The 14,456-nt window shown below is 73.1% G+C and carries 17 protein-coding genes; 12 read left to right on the top strand and 5 right to left on the bottom strand.

Annotated elements, in window-relative coordinates; translation table 11 throughout:
* Positions 1-19 precede the first annotated feature (19 nt).
* Positions 20-553, top strand: a complete 534-nt coding sequence (locus ACGFIK_RS04755) for a DUF2231 domain-containing protein (protein ID WP_327025498.1) — start codon at positions 20-22, stop codon at positions 551-553.
* Positions 554-624: 71 nt separating this feature from the next.
* Complete coding sequence (locus tag ACGFIK_RS04750; protein ID WP_327025499.1) at positions 625-1,380, top strand: class I SAM-dependent methyltransferase; 756 nt, start codon at positions 625-627, stop codon at positions 1,378-1,380.
* A gap of 2 nt (positions 1,381-1,382) precedes the next feature.
* Here the strand turns inward: ACGFIK_RS04750 and ACGFIK_RS04745 are convergent, their stop codons facing one another.
* Positions 1,383-1,775, bottom strand: a complete 393-nt coding sequence (locus ACGFIK_RS04745; protein WP_327025500.1) for an ankyrin repeat domain-containing protein — start codon at positions 1,773-1,775, stop codon at positions 1,383-1,385.
* A gap of 179 nt (positions 1,776-1,954) precedes the next feature.
* On the opposite strand from ACGFIK_RS04745, the gene ACGFIK_RS04740 reads away from it, so the two are divergent.
* The 8 genes from ACGFIK_RS04740 to ACGFIK_RS04705 all read left to right on the top strand — a co-directional run bounded on the left by ACGFIK_RS04740 (position 1,955) and on the right by ACGFIK_RS04705 (position 7,310).
* Positions 1,955-2,416, top strand: coding sequence for a cysteine dioxygenase family protein (locus ACGFIK_RS04740; protein WP_327027094.1), 462 nt, complete (start codon positions 1,955-1,957; stop codon positions 2,414-2,416).
* Between the two features lie 34 nt (positions 2,417-2,450).
* Entirely contained in the window at positions 2,451-2,942 is a 492-nt protein-coding gene (locus ACGFIK_RS04735; protein WP_327025501.1) for a rhodanese-like domain-containing protein, read from the top strand.
* Positions 2,943-2,987: 45 nt separating this feature from the next.
* Positions 2,988-3,509, top strand: coding sequence for a winged helix-turn-helix domain-containing protein (locus ACGFIK_RS04730; RefSeq protein ID WP_327025502.1), 522 nt, complete (start codon positions 2,988-2,990; stop codon positions 3,507-3,509).
* A gap of 338 nt (positions 3,510-3,847) precedes the next feature.
* Positions 3,848-4,459, top strand: coding sequence for a winged helix-turn-helix domain-containing protein (locus tag ACGFIK_RS04725; protein ID WP_327025503.1), 612 nt, complete (start codon positions 3,848-3,850; stop codon positions 4,457-4,459).
* A gap of 45 nt (positions 4,460-4,504) precedes the next feature.
* Positions 4,505-5,146, top strand: coding sequence for a uridine kinase (locus ACGFIK_RS04720; RefSeq protein WP_327025504.1), 642 nt, complete (start codon positions 4,505-4,507; stop codon positions 5,144-5,146).
* 122 nt (positions 5,147-5,268) lie between these two features.
* A complete protein-coding gene (locus ACGFIK_RS04715; protein ID WP_327025505.1) occupies positions 5,269-5,667 on the top strand; it encodes a TraR/DksA C4-type zinc finger protein in 399 nt (132 codons plus the stop codon).
* Positions 5,668-5,712: 45 nt separating this feature from the next.
* On the top strand, positions 5,713-6,588 hold the full coding sequence (locus ACGFIK_RS04710; protein WP_327025506.1) for a DUF72 domain-containing protein: 876 nt from the start codon (positions 5,713-5,715) through the stop codon (positions 6,586-6,588).
* A 293-nt stretch (positions 6,589-6,881) separates the two neighbouring features.
* On the top strand, positions 6,882-7,310 hold the full coding sequence (locus ACGFIK_RS04705) for a DUF2267 domain-containing protein (RefSeq protein ID WP_327025507.1): 429 nt from the start codon (positions 6,882-6,884) through the stop codon (positions 7,308-7,310).
* Between the two features lie 106 nt (positions 7,311-7,416).
* On the opposite strand, the gene ACGFIK_RS04700 is transcribed toward ACGFIK_RS04705, so the two are convergent.
* Positions 7,417-8,163 carry a PIG-L deacetylase family protein gene (locus tag ACGFIK_RS04700; RefSeq protein WP_327025508.1) on the bottom strand — a complete coding sequence of 249 codons (747 nt, stop codon included), beginning with the start codon at positions 8,161-8,163 and terminating at the stop codon, positions 7,417-7,419.
* Between the two features lie 253 nt (positions 8,164-8,416).
* Here ACGFIK_RS04700 and ACGFIK_RS04695 point away from each other — a divergent pair, with 253 nt between their 5' ends.
* Together ACGFIK_RS04695 and ACGFIK_RS04690 are read left to right on the top strand one after the other, a co-directional pair.
* Positions 8,417-8,719, top strand: coding sequence for a hypothetical protein (locus ACGFIK_RS04695; protein ID WP_327025509.1), 303 nt, complete (start codon positions 8,417-8,419; stop codon positions 8,717-8,719).
* Between the two features lie 12 nt (positions 8,720-8,731).
* Positions 8,732-9,994 (top strand): JmjC domain-containing protein, encoded by a 1,263-nt coding sequence (locus ACGFIK_RS04690; RefSeq protein ID WP_327025510.1) that lies wholly within the window; start codon positions 8,732-8,734, stop codon positions 9,992-9,994.
* 163 nt (positions 9,995-10,157) lie between these two features.
* Here ACGFIK_RS04690 and ACGFIK_RS04685 read toward each other — a convergent pair whose 3' ends face one another.
* Genes ACGFIK_RS04685 through ACGFIK_RS04675 form a run of 3 tightly spaced genes read right to left on the bottom strand, consistent with a single transcriptional unit; the run spans position 10,158 to position 14,456 of the window.
* Complete coding sequence (locus ACGFIK_RS04685; RefSeq protein WP_327025511.1) at positions 10,158-10,820, bottom strand: hypothetical protein; 663 nt, start codon at positions 10,818-10,820, stop codon at positions 10,158-10,160.
* The gene (locus tag ACGFIK_RS04680) at positions 10,817-13,480 is read right to left on the bottom strand and encodes an FtsK/SpoIIIE domain-containing protein (protein ID WP_327025512.1); all 2,664 of its coding nucleotides are present in this window, start codon (positions 13,478-13,480) and stop codon (positions 10,817-10,819) included. The genes ACGFIK_RS04685 and ACGFIK_RS04680 overlap by 4 nt, the downstream gene beginning before the upstream one ends.
* Positions 13,473-14,456 carry a hypothetical protein gene (locus tag ACGFIK_RS04675; RefSeq protein WP_327025513.1) on the bottom strand — a complete coding sequence of 328 codons (984 nt, stop codon included), beginning with the start codon at positions 14,454-14,456 and terminating at the stop codon, positions 13,473-13,475. Before ACGFIK_RS04675 ends, ACGFIK_RS04680 begins: the two co-directional genes overlap by 8 nt.

The raw sequence follows: 14,456 nt of genomic DNA, 5'->3' as shown, positions 1-14,456 counted from the left end.
CCAATCCCAGGGGGGAACGATGCAGAGCCGACTGCGGGTGCAGGGGCACCCCATTCAACCGATGCTGGTGACGTTCCCGTACGGGCTGTTCGTCTGCGCGACCATCTTCGACTTCGCCCAGGTGGTCGGCGGCCCGGCCCTGCTCGGCGAGGTCGGTTACTGGACCGTGGTGGCCGCCCTGGTGGCGGCGGGACTGACCACGGCGGCCGGCATGGTCGACCTGTGGGACGTGCCGCCGGACCGGACCCGCAGTACCGCGATCAGCTTCAACCTGGTCAACGCCGGCATGGCCGGGCTGTTCCTGCTCTCCTGCCTGGTGCGGGCGGAGTCGCCGACCCGGGGTGCGACCGCCGTACTGCTGGTGGTCGAGGTGCTCGCCCTGGCCGTCGGGGGTCTAGGGGTGGCCCTGGGCGCCCGGCTGATGCGCCACTACGAGCCCGGTCGGGCGGAGCCGACCAGCTTCGACGCCCTGCGTGGCTCCGGCACCCCGCGTGCCGCCGCCCTCAGTGGCGTCGACGCCCGGACGGTCGAGATCGTCCGCCCTCGTCGGTAGCCCGCCGGGCCCGGGGGGCACCCGGGTAAAGGCGTTGCCACCGGTCAGCCACTCCGGAGACCCTGAGCCCTGTGTCCAGGCAGGCGAGTTTCGAGGAGTTGGTCGCTGAGGGGGCGACCGCGCCGGTCGAGGGCTGGGCCTTCGACTGGCTCACCGGACGGGCCACCGAGGAGCGTCCACCCTGGGGGTACGCCCGCCTGGTGGCGGAGCGGATGGCGACGGTCGACACGGCGCTGGACATCGACACCGGCGGGGGAGAGGTGCTCGCCGAGGTGCCCCACCCGCCGCGGCTGCTGGTGGCTACCGAGGCCTGGCCGCCGAACGTGCCGGTGGCCCGGGCCCGGCTAGCCCCGATCGGGGCCCGGGTGGTCGCGGTGGGTCCGCACGCGCCGCTGCCGCTGCGCAGCGGCGCCTTCGACCTGGTGGTCAGCCGGCATCCGGTGCACACCGACTGGCCCGAGGTGGCGCGCGTGCTGCGGCCCGGTGGGACGTTCCTGTCCCAGCAGATCGGGCCGGGCACCGTACGCGAACTCAGCGAGGCGATCCTGGGGCCGCTGCCGCCCCCGGCCCACCGGCACCCGGAGCAGGCGGTCGCCGCCGCCGAGGCGGCCGGGCTGACCGTCGTCGACCTGCGTACGGCCACCCTGCGTACGGTGTTCCACGACATCGGCGCCGTGGTCTGGTTCCTGCGCAAGGTGGTCTGGACGGTGCCCGGTTTCACCGTGGCCGCCCACCGGCCGGCGTTGGCCCGGCTACACGAGCGCATCCGCGCCGAAGGCCCCTTCGTGGCCCACGCCAGGCGTTTCCTCATCGAGGCCCGGCGTTGAGGTCAGGCGGGACGCAGCAGGGTGAGCATCTCGGACAGGTCGAAGAACTGCGCGGTCTCCACGGCGGAGGGGTTGCCGTGGTCCGGGTCGGCGCCGGCGGCCAGCAGGGCGCGTACCGCCTCGGCGTTGCTGCGGAACACCGCCGCCGCCAGGGCCGTCTGTCCCCGGTCGTTGGTCCGGGTGTGGTCGGCCCCCCGGTCTAGCAGCGCGGCCACCGTCTCCGGGTGGGCGTGGTACGCCGCCAGGATCAGCAGGGTGTCGCCCTTGTCGTTGGTCAGGTTGACCGGCAGCCCCGCGTCGACGTACCCGGACAGTTCGGCGGTGGCCCCGTCGCGCGCCAGGTCGAACATCCGGTGCGCGAACTCCAGGGTCTCGGCGTCGAGTTCCTCGCTCACCGGGTCAGGTTAGTCGCCCCGCCGAGGGGGCGCTCGGCCCGGCCATCCGTGCCCCTCACTGGCTGGGGATGCGGTAGCCGTCGAAGGAATCATGTCCCGGCATTCGGGATAACCTACTAAACCTATAGGGTTTGCATCCTAGACTGGTGGGGATCCTGCCGACCATCGCGAGGGACCTCATGCCTGCCCTGTTCGCCACCGAACCCGACCTGCTCGCCGTCGCCCGGCGCTGGGCCGGTGACCCGACCCGCTGGCCGGTACCGCTGCGCTTCGACCCGGCCACCCGGTGGTACGCCCGGCTGGCCGCCGACGACGACCACGAGGTGTGGGCCCTGAGCTGGTTGCCCGGACAGGGCACGGACCTGCACGACCACGGCGGCTCCTCCGGGGCCTTCCTGGTCGCCTCGGGAGTGCTCACCGAGCAGACCGTCAGCGGGGCGGGGCTGCGTCCACATCTGCTGGCCGCCGGCACCGGCCGCCGATTCGGCCCCCGGCACGTGCACATGGTCACCAACCGGCATCCCGAGCCGGCGGTCAGCGTGCACGTCTACCGCCCCGCCCTGCGTCGGATGACCCGCTACCACCTGGACGGAGGTCGGCTGCGCGTCACCGAGGTGGCCGAGGCCGGCGTGGCATGGTGAACCCCCTTCACCCGCGCAACACCTGGAAGGAACGATGATGCCGCAGACCGACCCCGCCGCCCACTGTCCGACGCCCCCGCCGGGCTCCCGGGGGATCGAGGAGATCCTCAGCGCCGCCCGGGCCCGGCTGGACCGGCTCGACCCGGAGCAGGCCCACCTGGCGTACCGGGGCGGGGCCCTGCTGGTCGACATCCGACCGGCCGCGCAGCGGGCCGCGCACGGCACCGTGCCCGGGTCCCTGGTGGTCGAACGCAACGTGCTGGAGTGGCGCTTCGACCCCCGGTGTCCCGCCCGGCTGCCCCAGGCGGTCGGCTACGACCTGCCCGTGATGGTGCTCTGTCAGGAGGGCTACACCTCCTCGCTGGCCGCCGCGTCGTTGCAGGATCTCGGCCTGTTCCGGGCCACCGACGTGATCGGTGGCTTCGCCGCCTGGCGGATCGCCGGCCTGCCGGTGCTGGGCCCCACCTCGTTGATCCGCCCGTCCACCCCCGCGCCCCCGGCGACCGCCGGCCGGGTGTCCCACTGATCAGCCACGCCCACCCGGCGTGGCGGTAGCCCCCAGGAGGCCGTCGTGTCCGTCGTCGCCATCACCCCACGCCAACACCCCTCCGGCCGTACCCACCGGGGTCGCCTCCTCCGGCGACGCACCGGACCCACCCTGACCATCACGGTCGACCTGGCCGCCGCGGCGACGAGCCCGCGCCTGCATCGGCTGGTGGAACTGCTCGGCGAACTGGCCGAGTCGGGGGAGGGGCGGCTGTCCGGCGACCCGGTCGCCGCCCCGCCGGCCGATCCGAGCGTCCTGCGCATCCTCACCGGACCCCGGACCGTCCGGCAGGGCGACCGGGTGATCCCGCTGACCCGCATCGAGTACGACCTGCTGCTGTTCCTGGCCGAGCGGCCCCGGCGGGTCTTCACCCGCCTCCAGCTGCTCAACCAGGTCTGGGGGTACGACCACGCGGTGGCCCGCACGGTGGACGTGCACGTGCGTCGGTTACGCGCCAAACTCGGCCCCGGTACGCCGCTGCTGACCACCGTCCACGGTGTCGGCTACCGACTGGCCGACGATGCCCGGGTGAGCGTCGAACGCTGAGTCGACGTCCAGCGTGGCGGGTCCCGGTCGGGGCCGCGCCACGCTGACCAGGTCCGGACCCGGAGTCTGGGCAGTTAAGCAGGCCCCGTTCGGGCAGGTGATCGTGGCTCCCGACGAAAGGTGAACTCCGGTGTCGACCCCCCGTATCGGGTCAAGTTGGCGACTCTGCTGTAATCATCTGGCCTCGTACGCAGAGCGAGCGGACGGCTCCGAAGTGTCGGCCAATTGTCACATTCACACAACGCAGCCGCCCCTTGACCCGCACACCGGCGCCGGGAAACATCGATAAAGCGGCGTCCCGGGGCCGTGGGGAAAGCCCGGACCAGCCTAGGAGGACCATGTCGGTCAGCCCCGCTTCGTCGCGCGCCGGATGGCATACGTCCCAACCAGCGGTCCCCGGTCGGCCACCCGGCGGTCAACGCCGCCCCACCAGCAGCGCGACCCCGGTCATCACGGTCACCCTGTCGATTCCGCTGGCCTGTGAGGAGTCCCTGACCCCGGCCGCCCGCCAGCTGTTGGAAGCCGCCAGGGAGCTGCTGGAGAACGGCGAGGGCACGATCGTCAACGGGGGCCCGGCGGTGCCGGAGCGGCGCACCGAGGTCGTACCGGCCGGGCGGGCACCGACCCGACCCCTCGCCCCGACCATCCCCACCCTGCACATCCTGGCCTCCTCACGGTCGGTGCTGCGCGACGGCGAGCCGCTGCCGCTGACCCGGCTGGAATTCGACCTGCTGCTGCACCTGGTGGTGCATCCCCGTCGGGTGTTCACCCGGCTTCAGCTGCTCAACGCCGTCTGGGGTTACGAACACGCCGGTGTGCGTACGGTCGACGTGCACGTACGCCGACTGCGCGGCAAGGTCGGGGTGGACGTCCCCCTGGTCACCACGGTCTACGGGGTCGGCTACCGGCTGGCCGACGAGGCCCGGGTCACCCTGGACGAGACCGGCTGAGCGCCACGGGCGATCGGTCCGAGGATCACCGGGCAGGATTGTCGGATGCGTGTGCGTCCCATCTCCCCGCAGCGACTGGTCACCGAACTGGCGCAGCGACTCGCCGACACCGACCCGACCCGGCGCCTGCGGGTGGCCGTGGACGGCCCGAGCGCCGCCCGCCCCGAGGAGATCGCCGCGGCCCTGGTGGATCCGCTGCGGGCGTGGGGTCGCCCGGCCCGGCACCTCCGCTCCGAGGATTTCCTGCGCCCCGCCTCGGTACGCCTGGAGCGGGGCCGGACCAACCCGGACTCGTACTACGAAGGCTGGGTGGACGAGGCCGGACTGCGCCGGGAGGTGCTCGATCCGGCCGGGCCGGACGGGGACGGGCGGATCCTGCCCTCCCTGTGGGACCCACGCACGGACCGGGCCAGCCGGGCCGAATACGTCGAGTTGCCCCCGAACGGGATCGTCCTGGTCAGCGGCGCCTTCCTGCTCGGCGGAGGGCTGCCCTTCGAGATCACCGTGCACCTGGAGATGTCGGCCGCCGCCCTGGAACGGCGTACCCCTGCCGACCTGGCCTGGACCCTGCCGGCCCACGCCCGCTACGCCGAGGAGGTGGCCCCGGCCACCTTCGCCGATCTGGTGGTCCGGTTGGAGGACCCGCGCCGGCCGGCGATCGTGGAATCCGTGCCGGACGCGGTTTGACCTTCGGGCCACCGGGGTAATCGCGGGGCTCACAGCGCCCGGGTGATCACCAGCCGGGGCGGTATGACCGGGTGGGGTGGTCCCATCCGCGATGACGATGAGTCCCAGGAAGGCAGGCAGCCATGCTCGTCCACGACACGGTCGGCACGGGCCGATCCCAGGCGGAGATCGACCAGATTCGGCTCTCCCTTCAGGCCCGCTACGCCGAACTGTCCGAGGAGTACGAGCAGGCCGTGCAGCAGAGCCAGGTGCTGCGGCTGGTGGAGGTCGGCGACACCGCGGGCGACGACCAGGCCGACAGCGGCACCAAGACCGCCGAACGGGACACCGCGCAGTCGCTGTTGCGCACCATCCTCGACCGCCGGGCCCAGTTCGAGCACGCCCTGACCCGGCTCGACGAGGGCACCTACGGCTTCTGCGAGGGCTGCACGGCACCCATCCCGGTGGAGCGGCTGGAGATCTTCCCATCGGCCACCACCTGCGTGACCTGCAAGCAGACCCGGGAACGTCGGGCCGCGTGAGCGGGAGCGGTCGGCGGTCGGTCCGGAACGCGGAGCAGGGCACCCATGGGCGAGATCACCGTGGGGACCGCCTCCTGGACCGACCGCACCCTGCTGGACTCCGGGTGGTACCCCCAGACGGCGGACACCCCGGAGAAGCGGCTGGCCTACTACGCCCGGCAGTTCCCGCTGGTCGAGGTCGACGCCACCTACTACTCCCCGCCGGCTGAGCGGACCGCCCGGCTCTGGGCCGACCGCACCCCGCCCGGCTTCACCTTCAACATCAAGGCCTTCAGCCTGCTCACCGGCCACCCCACCAAGGTCAGCGCCATCTACCAGGATCTGCGGCCGGCCACGGACAAACGCAACCTCTACCCGGACGACCTGCCCCCGCAGGCGTACGAGGAGGTCTGGACCCGGTTCCTCAGCGCCCTGGACCCCCTGGTCGAGGCGGGCAAGCTCGGCGCCCTGCTGTTCCAGTTCCCACCCTGGTTCACCCTGCGCCGGGACAACAAGCAGTACCTGCTGGAGGTGACCCGGCGCTGCGCGCCGCTGCGTCCGGTCTTCGAGTTCCGGCACGCCTCCTGGTTCGACGGGGACAACGCCGCCGAGACCCTGGACTTCCTGCGTGAGCATCGGTTGGCCTACGTCAGCGTGGACATGCCGCAGGGACACCGGTCCTCTGTTCCGCCGGTGCTGGCGGCCACCTCGGATCTGGCGGTGGTCCGCTTCCACGGCCACAGCGACAAGTGGACCAGCCGCGACATCCACGAGAAGTTCGGTTACCGCTACTCGAAGCGGGAGTTGGCCGACTGGGCCCCCAAGCTGCGCGAACTGGCCGATCAGACCCGGCAGACCCAGGTGTTGATGAACAACTGCTACCGGGACTACGCCCAGGTCAACGCCAAACAACTCCAGGCCCTGCTGACCGAATCCGACTGACCGCCGCCGGGGCATCTCACCCGGAGGGGGTGAGGGTGGGTCACCTCGCCTCGGCGCAGGGTGGTGGCAGCGCGGAGATCGTCCGCGCGAGACGACCGCACGGAGGTGGATGGCGATGACGGTGACACCGCATCGGCGGCGGAACGCCGTCCTGCGGGTCGTCGGGGCAGCCGACCGGGCTCGGCGGGCAGGTCCCGGGCTGGGCAGCCCGATCCGCCCGCGACCCGGGCCGGTGGGGCCGCCGCGACGCCCCGACGACCGACGGTGGGAGACCGACCTACGGAGGTGGACAGATGGCTGAGCGGTTCGAGTCGGCGATAGAGTCCTCGGTGGACAAGACCAACCTGATCCTCAAGGACATCGAGCAGGCGTACGGCTGGCCCAAGGCGCAGCGCAACCAGTCCTACGCGGCCCTGCGTACGGTGCTGCACCTGCTGCGCGACCGGATGCCGGTGCAGGAGTGCGCCCAGTTCTCCGCGCAACTGCCGATGCTGGTGCGGGGCCTCTACTTCGAGGGCTGGCAGCCGGAGAAGGTGCCGATCAAGCTGAACCGGGAGGACTTCCTCCAAGAGGTGCGTCAGGGCTTCCCCTACGACACGCAGGGCGGCCCGCAGCGGGTGGTCCAGGTGGTGCTGGACACCCTGCGCCGGCACCTCTCCCCGGGCGAATGGGAGGACGTCCGGTCCACCATGCCGGAGGATCTCGTCCCGCTCATGCCCTGACCGTCCGGCTCACCTTGATCGACTTCGCTACGCCGGAATGGCGGTTTCCCGCAGCCCTGGATCCCGCCGTTTCGGCGTAACGGCGCGGGCTACCCACCCTGCCGGCCTACCAGAGGTCGAAGTGGAACACCTCGAACGAGGTGCCGTAGCGCACCCCCAGCCGGGTGCCGACCGGTCGGGCCCCACCTTCCAGGAACTCCTCGGCGTCGAAGCTGCCGTCACCCAGCCCGGTCAGGTACGCCTCGTGCGCCAGCAGGGAGGCCACCCCCTTGTCGAAGGTCTCGGTGGTGTCCACCCCGTGCTTCGACCGGGGAGAGGAGGCCGCCCAGACCTGGCGTACCCCGCCCCACGGCTCGATCGCCTCGGTCAACTGCTCCGGGAAGATCCACCGGTTGCCGGCGTCGCGTACCGCGTCCAGGGTGGCCCGTCCCACCGCGATGTGATCGGCCTGGTTGAGGGTGTCGGCGCCGTCCCAGGTGGCCCGGAAGTTGTTGGTGATCACGATCTCCGGCCGGTGTCGACGGACCACGGCGGCCAGTTCCCGGCGCAGGGGCACCCCGTACTCCAGGATCCCGTCGGGCAGGCCCAGGAACTCGACCGTGTCCACCCCCACCAGGGCCGCGGAGTCGCGCTGCTCCTGCTCGCGTACCTGTCGGGCCTGCGGTGGTGGCATCCCGTCGATGCCGGCCTCCCCGCTGGTGACCAGGCAGTAGACCACCTGTTTACCCTGCCCGGTCCAGCGGGCCACCGCGGCGGCGGCGCCGAACTCCAGATCGTCGGGATGGGCCACGATCGCCAGGGCGCGCTGCCAGTCCTCGGTCACCGGCTCCAGGGGTTCCAGTGCTTCGGTCATCGCCACCTCCGTACTGCTCGGCTCGCCCCATCCTGTCACTGTCGGCCGTATTGCACCGGAATCGACCTTCGCCACCGCAGCCCGCACGCCGGTCCCTCGGGTGGGGGTACCGAGCGGGGCGAACCGGGCGTGTCGCGGCGAATCGGCGTCTACGGTGGGTGGCACTGGTTTAGAGAAGATCGCGCGTGGGGTACCACGCGCGGCACGGCAAACCCCACCGACGGCGGGGGCTGGTTTCATCCGAGGGAGCACGATGCCACTCAACGACGACGACATCCAGAGCACCAGCGGCGGCGGCCTGGAAGGCCCGGCCGACGGCGGCGCGACCCCCGGTCAGCACGACGGTGGGGCGGACGGCAGCGCCGAGGGTCCGGCTGACGGTGGTGCGACGCCGGGTCAGCACGATGGTGGGGCGGACGGCAGCGCCGAGGGTCCGGCTGACGGTGGTGCGACGCCGGGTCAGCACGATGGTGGGGCGGACGGCGCCGCCGAGGGTCCGGCCGATGGTGGTGCCACGCCGGGTCAGCACGACGGTGGTGCCGACGGTGCGGCCTGACGACCGAGCACGATGACGCGACTCGATGCGCCGGGCGGCGGTGTCCGCCCGGCGGTTGCGTACCCGACCTCCGCGCTGGCCCGCTGTGTCAGCGTCGAGCCGGAGAAGTTCGCCACCGCCCACTGGGGACACACCCCGCTGCTGTCCCGCGCCGCCGAACTGCCCAACCCGGCCGGCTTCAACGACCTGCTGAGCCCGGAGGACGCCGACGAACTGCTCAGCCGCCGTGGTCTGCGTACCCCCTTCCTGCGGGTGGCCAAGGACGGCCAGGTGCTGCCGGCGGCGCGTTACACCGGCGGCGGTGGCGCCGGCGCCGAGATCGGCGACCAGGTCCTGGACGAGAAGATCCTCCAGTTGTACGCCGGGGGCGCCACCCTGGTGCTTCAGGGTCTGCACCGCAACTGGCCACCTCTGATCGACTTCACCCGCGACCTGAGCCTGGCGGTGGGGCAGCCGTTGCAGGTCAACGCCTACCTGACCCCGCCGGGCAGCCAGGGCTTCGCCACCCACTACGACACCCACGACGTGTTCGTGCTCCAGGTCGACGGGCGCAAACATTGGCGGATCCACCCGCCGGTGCTGCCCGATCCGCTGGAGCGCCAACCGTGGGGCGGACGGGCCGACGAGGTCGCCGCCACCGCCGCGGGACCGGCCACCCTGGACGTGGTGCTGGGGCCGGGTGACGCGCTCTATCTGCCCCGGGGCTGGCTGCACAGCGCCCAGGCGCAGGAGTCCAGTTCCCTGCACCTCACCGTCGGCGTCCGGGCCCTGACCCGGTACGCCCTGGTCGAGGAGTTGCTGGCCCTGGCCACCGAGGACCCCCGGCTGCGGGCCACCCTGCCCTTCGGCATGGACCTGGCCGACCCGGAGGCCATCGAGCCGGAACTCACCGAGACCGTCGAGGCGCTGCGCGACTGGTTGTCGCACGCCGACCCGGCGGCGGTGGCCGCCCGGCTTCGGCAGCGGGCCTGGTCGGCGTCCCGACCCGCCCCGATCCGTCCCCTGGCCCAGGCCGCCGCCCTGGCCACCTTGACGGTCGACAGTCGGGTCACCGTCCGCCCCGGCCTGCGCTGGCAGTTGACCCTCACCGGCGACCAGGTCACCCTGCGCCTGTTCGACCGCACCATCACCCTGCCCGCCTACTGCGAACCCGCCCTGCGCGCCCTGCTCACCGGCGAGGTGACCCGGGTAGGCGACCTCCCCGCCCTGGACACCGACACCGACCGCCTGACCCTCACCCGCCGCCTCCTCCAAGAAGCAGTCCTAACCCCCTAACCCCTCCCTCCCTCCCTCTGCGCGCCGATCTTGCACTTTCGGTCGCTGATTCGCCCCGATTCGCGGCTTCTGCGGCGACGAAAAGTGCAAGATCGATGCGCAGATAGAGGGGCGGGGCGGGGAGGGGTGGGGGAGGGAGGGGTGGGGGGAGGGAGGGGTGGGATTAGAGGGTGGTTAGGAGGAGGAGGGTGGTGGTGAGGCCGGCGGACACCACCAGGAGGACGGGGCGGGGGGTCAGGACGGCGTGTTGGCGGTCGGCGATCAGGCGGGCCGGGAGCAGGCCCAGCACCGGGCCGAGGAGGGTGATCACCAGAGCCAGCACGGGTAGGCCGACGGCCAGTTCACCCTCGCTGCGGGCACCCAGGGCCCGGGCCCCGACCCCCAGGGCGTACGCCAGCACGGCACCGCCCACGCCGCACAGCAGCATCAGCGGGTTGACCTTGCTGGACAGTTCGCCCCGCTGGCGGGTGCGCCGCAGCAGGTCGCGTACCCCCTCCAACAGCGGCAGGGGGTCGCCGGTGGCGTCGGCTCTCGGTGTCGGTGGCGCGCCGGCGCGGCGTCCGCCGCCGCCCAGCCGGGCATTGAGTTCCTGCCACAGCACCGAGACCTCGGCGTCGACCCGTTCCTGGGTCTCCCGGGCGGCTACCAGTTCCCGCTCGGCCCGGTTGACCTCCTCGGCGGACTCGGCCACCGCCCGGTCGGCCGCCGCGCACTGCTGCTCGTACCAGCTGTGCGCCTCGGCCTGTTGCTCCCGCACCCGGGCGGTCAGTTCGGCCAGACGCCGCAGCGCCGCCGCGTAGGTCTGGCTGGTCACCGGTTCGTTCATCGGGCTGGTCCGTAGGGGATGATGGTCTGCCCGGTGCGGTGCACCGCCCGGTCGAAGAACAGGCCCCGCCACGGCCGGGGATACCAGTCCGGCCCGGTGCCGGGGTAGAGGGAACCCAACTCCCCGCCGTGGGTGTCCAGCGCCACCCAGGCCCCGATCTGGTCAGTACGGGCGCTCGGTCCGCCCAGGTCGGCACGCATCCGGGCGATCCCCCGCCACCAGGCCAGCACATGGGTGCGCCGTTCCGGGCCGTCGTGCAGGATCCGGCGCAGGTGGGCGCCCCCGGTGGCCTTCCCGATCCGGGTGGCCAGGGCCCCGGCCGCCGCGTCGACGGCGAACAGCAGCAGATAGTGGGGGGCCTGGCTGACCCCGGGGGCACCCAGCCCCTCGGCGGTCTCGGCCAGCAGTTCGGCCACGCTCTCCTCGTCGTACCAGGCGGCGTCGTCGGCCAGTTCCTCGTACAGGGCCCGGGCCGCCGGGTCGGCGTCCGGGTCCAGGCAGGCGATGGAGAACCGGGCCGTACCCGGACGGTGCTGGCGGGCCAGGGAGCGGGCGGCGGCGTCCAGCACCGCGCAGGCCTCGTCGACCCGGGTACCGAGCACGGCCAGGTTCCGCCCCGGAGCGCGCGGTAGCCGCAGGGCGGCCGACCGGGCCTGTACGTCGATGATCTCGCCGAGCAGGGCCACCGGGCCGCGGGGGGTGCCGATCTCCGGGGCGGTCAACGCCCGGAAGTCCGGCGCGTCCGCCAACCGGGGGATCGCATCGCCGTCGAACAGCCGCGCCGGTGCCGCCTCGGCCGGACGCATCCGCCACAGCCGGTGCTGAAGCTCGCTCCAGGTCTCCCAGTCACTGGCCGAGGGGATCCGGGCCACCTCGTTGCCTTCGGGCAGGCCCGACTCGGCGTTGACCACCGCGTGGAACTTCGGTAGCGACTGGGCGGCGTCGTTGCGTTCGGCCAGGATCCGCAGGGCCTTGGGCAGGGCGATACGCAGGGTGAACTGGGCCACCAGCGCCGGACGCCCCCACAACGCCTCGATGCCGCGTACGTCCTGGGAGGCCAGCACCAGGTGGATGCCCTGGGAGCGGCCCCGCCGGGCCAGGTCCTCCAGCAGGTCGGCGGCCTCCCGGGCCACCGCATCCCGTCCGGCCAGCAGCATCTGGAACTCGTCCACCACGGCCACGATCCGGGGCCAGTGCCCGGTGGGGTCCACCGCCCGCAGCTCGGCCAGCTTGGTGACCTCGTGTTTCTTCGCCGCGTCGGCCCGGCGGCGCAGCTCCTCGGCGAGGAAGCGCAGCAGCGCCAGACCGAACTCCCGGTCGGTGTTGACATTGATGCCGACCAGTCGCATGTGCGGCAGCCAACTGGGGTCCCGCCGCCCCTGGGCGAACCGGGCGAAGGACACCCCCTCCTTGAAGTCGAGCAGGTAGAACTCCAGCTCGGCGGGGGAGTAGCGGGCGGCCAGGGCGCCGATCCAGGCGAAGATCAGGTTGGTCTTGCCGGTGCCGGAGGGCCCGCCGATCAGCGCGTGCGGCGGATAGTCGCCGAGGGTGACCAGCACCGGGCGGCCGTGCGGCCCCTCGCCGATCGGGGCGGTCAGCCCGGTCGCCGAGTCCTCCCGCCACATCTGCTCCGGGGCGGGCAGCAGATCGGTGAAGGGGGTGGGGGCGGGACCGGCGTTGACCACCGAGGCGATCTGGCGGCAGGTCTCGGTGACCAGGGCGGCCGGCGGGGGCGGGTCCAGGTGCACCGGCAGGGTGTCGACCCGGGCCTGGGCCCCGGTGACCCGTATCCGGGTGACGGTCGGTTCCGCCGGCAGCGGCACACCCTGCACGATCAGGTGGACCCCGCAGGCCGCGCCGGCCCGGACCACCCGGTCGAGTTGGCCGCGTTCGTGGCGGGACAACTCCTCCCCGCCGAGCAGCACCGCCACCCGCCAGGGCTCGGGTCGGCGGCCGGTGGTGGCGGCCAACTCGCGCAGGGTGGCGTGTTCACCGGCGAGCACGGTCTCGTTGATCCGGCGGATCTGCTCCACCAGGTCGTCCAGCAGCCGACCCAGCCCACCCGGCCCGACGAAGGTGAGCAGCCCGGCGGTGCCCAGGGGGGCGAATCCGGCCAGTCCGCCGCCCAGGTGATCGGGGTCGTAGCCGACCACCCGCACCCCTCCCGGCACGGCCCGGCCCAGGCTGCGCAGCAGCAGGGCGGAGACCACGGCGGCGCAGCCCTCGGGGTCTCCGTCGAGTGCCACATGGCCGGCGTCGAGCAGGGCCACCAGCGCCGGCACCGGGTCGACATCGGGCAGTTGCACCGTACCGATGCGGGTTGCGCCCGGGGGTTCGGCGCGATCGGCCGGGGTGGGCCGCCATCGTTCCCACGGCACCGAGCCCGCCCCGGGCGCCTCCCGGGCCGCGGCCTCTGCCGCCTGCCGGGCCAGGGCCGCCAGCCGCGCGGTGTGCTGGGCGTCGATCTCGGCCAGGCGCTTGTCGCGTTCGGCACCCACCCGCTCGGGTACGCCGAGGGCGGCCCGCCGCACCCGTACCGCCCGGTCCCGGGCGGTGGCCAGGGCGGTCTGTGCGGCCTCCGACCTGTTCCGGGCGGAGCCGAGGGCGTCGGCGAGCATCTCCCGGACCCGGACGACGAGCTGGTTGCGCCGATCAGCCATCGATCCCGTTCCCGGGCCGGCCGTTCGTCCCCTGCTCGGTGGTGGGCCGTCTCGGTGGGCCGGCCGACGGTGGCTCGCGCCGGGGCGGGCGGGCCTCGGCGGCTCCGGTCGGCTCCCCCGGGGTGCCGGCGCTCTCCGGCAGGTCGCGGCCGAGCCGGTCGAGCAGGACCCCGGCGAGTACGCCGGCGGTGACCGCCGGATCGGCCGCGTGTGGCTGCTCGCCCTCACCGCGTCGCGGCGGTGGCATCCGGCAGACCCGGGTCAGCATGGTGTCCAGCACCGGGGCGGGCAGACCGGGCAGCAGGTCCCGCACCCGGCCGTCCAACTCGCGGTGCAGCCGGGGCAGATCGTCGCCCCGGGGCGGGTGGCCGAGCAGTTGCCCGGCCAGATCACGCAGCAACGGGGGTGCCACCGCGGCCAGCCCCAGGCCGACGTCGGCGTGGGCCCCCCGCAACTCCCGGTGCAGCCGGTCCCGGTCACCGGCGCGTACGCCGTGCACCACCCGGCGCAGCAGTTCCCGGGAGTCGGTGACCCGTTCGTCGGGCCGCTCGCCCGACCCCTCGCCGCCGCCGGTCAACTCCGCCACCCGCACCGCCCACCAGCGGCGCAGCCGCACCTCACCGGCCGCTTCCGGGGCCTCCTCGGCGACCATTTCGCTGGCCGGGGGAGCGTCGTGGGCAGGCCGACGCTGGGGTGCGACCGGCGGTGGTGCCGCCCCGTCGGGGGCCAGCCCGATCGCGGCCAGGTATTCGGTCAGCTGCTCCTGGGCCACCCGCAGCGCGTATCCGGCGGTCTCGGCGTGCTCGACCGCAGCGGACAGCTCCGGCACCCCCATCGGGCTGGCCGACTCCTGCCGTACCCAGCGCAGCCGCTCGGTGGCCAGCCCGAACTTCTCCAGGGCCTGCGCCAGCAGGCCCAACGGCAGTTCCTCGGCGGAGGCCCGGACCTGTGCGCCGACATCCTCGACGATGGACAC

The organism is Micromonospora sp. NPDC048871, assembly GCF_043198155.1.
In the GTDB taxonomy this organism is placed as follows: domain Bacteria; phylum Actinomycetota; class Actinomycetes; order Mycobacteriales; family Micromonosporaceae; genus Micromonospora.
This window is presented reverse-complemented; position numbering and strand designations above follow the sequence as displayed.

What these genes read in the sequence shown, in the direction of transcription:
- ACGFIK_RS04690 (WP_327025510.1), top strand. Translation starts at nt 8,732, where the DNA reads ATGACGCGACTCGATGCGCCGGGCGGCGGTGTCCGCCCGGCGGTTGCG.
- ACGFIK_RS04680 (WP_327025512.1), bottom strand. Translation starts at nt 13,480, where the DNA reads ATGGCTGATCGGCGCAACCAGCTCGTCGTCCGGGTCCGGGAGATGCTC.
- ACGFIK_RS04715 (WP_327025505.1), top strand. Translation starts at nt 5,269, where the DNA reads ATGCTCGTCCACGACACGGTCGGCACGGGCCGATCCCAGGCGGAGATC.
- ACGFIK_RS04725 (WP_327025503.1), top strand. Translation starts at nt 3,848, where the DNA reads ATGTCGGTCAGCCCCGCTTCGTCGCGCGCCGGATGGCATACGTCCCAA.
- ACGFIK_RS04705 (WP_327025507.1), top strand. Translation starts at nt 6,882, where the DNA reads ATGGCTGAGCGGTTCGAGTCGGCGATAGAGTCCTCGGTGGACAAGACC.
- ACGFIK_RS04720 (WP_327025504.1), top strand. Translation starts at nt 4,505, where the DNA reads ATGCGTGTGCGTCCCATCTCCCCGCAGCGACTGGTCACCGAACTGGCG.
- ACGFIK_RS04700 (WP_327025508.1), bottom strand. Translation starts at nt 8,163, where the DNA reads ATGACCGAAGCACTGGAACCCCTGGAGCCGGTGACCGAGGACTGGCAG.
- ACGFIK_RS04695 (WP_327025509.1), top strand. Translation starts at nt 8,417, where the DNA reads ATGCCACTCAACGACGACGACATCCAGAGCACCAGCGGCGGCGGCCTG.
- ACGFIK_RS04710 (WP_327025506.1), top strand. Translation starts at nt 5,713, where the DNA reads ATGGGCGAGATCACCGTGGGGACCGCCTCCTGGACCGACCGCACCCTG.
- ACGFIK_RS04735 (WP_327025501.1), top strand. Translation starts at nt 2,451, where the DNA reads ATGATGCCGCAGACCGACCCCGCCGCCCACTGTCCGACGCCCCCGCCG.
- ACGFIK_RS04685 (WP_327025511.1), bottom strand. Translation starts at nt 10,820, where the DNA reads ATGAACGAACCGGTGACCAGCCAGACCTACGCGGCGGCGCTGCGGCGT.
- ACGFIK_RS04740 (WP_327027094.1), top strand. Translation starts at nt 1,955, where the DNA reads ATGCCTGCCCTGTTCGCCACCGAACCCGACCTGCTCGCCGTCGCCCGG.
- ACGFIK_RS04755 (WP_327025498.1), top strand. Translation starts at nt 20, where the DNA reads ATGCAGAGCCGACTGCGGGTGCAGGGGCACCCCATTCAACCGATGCTG.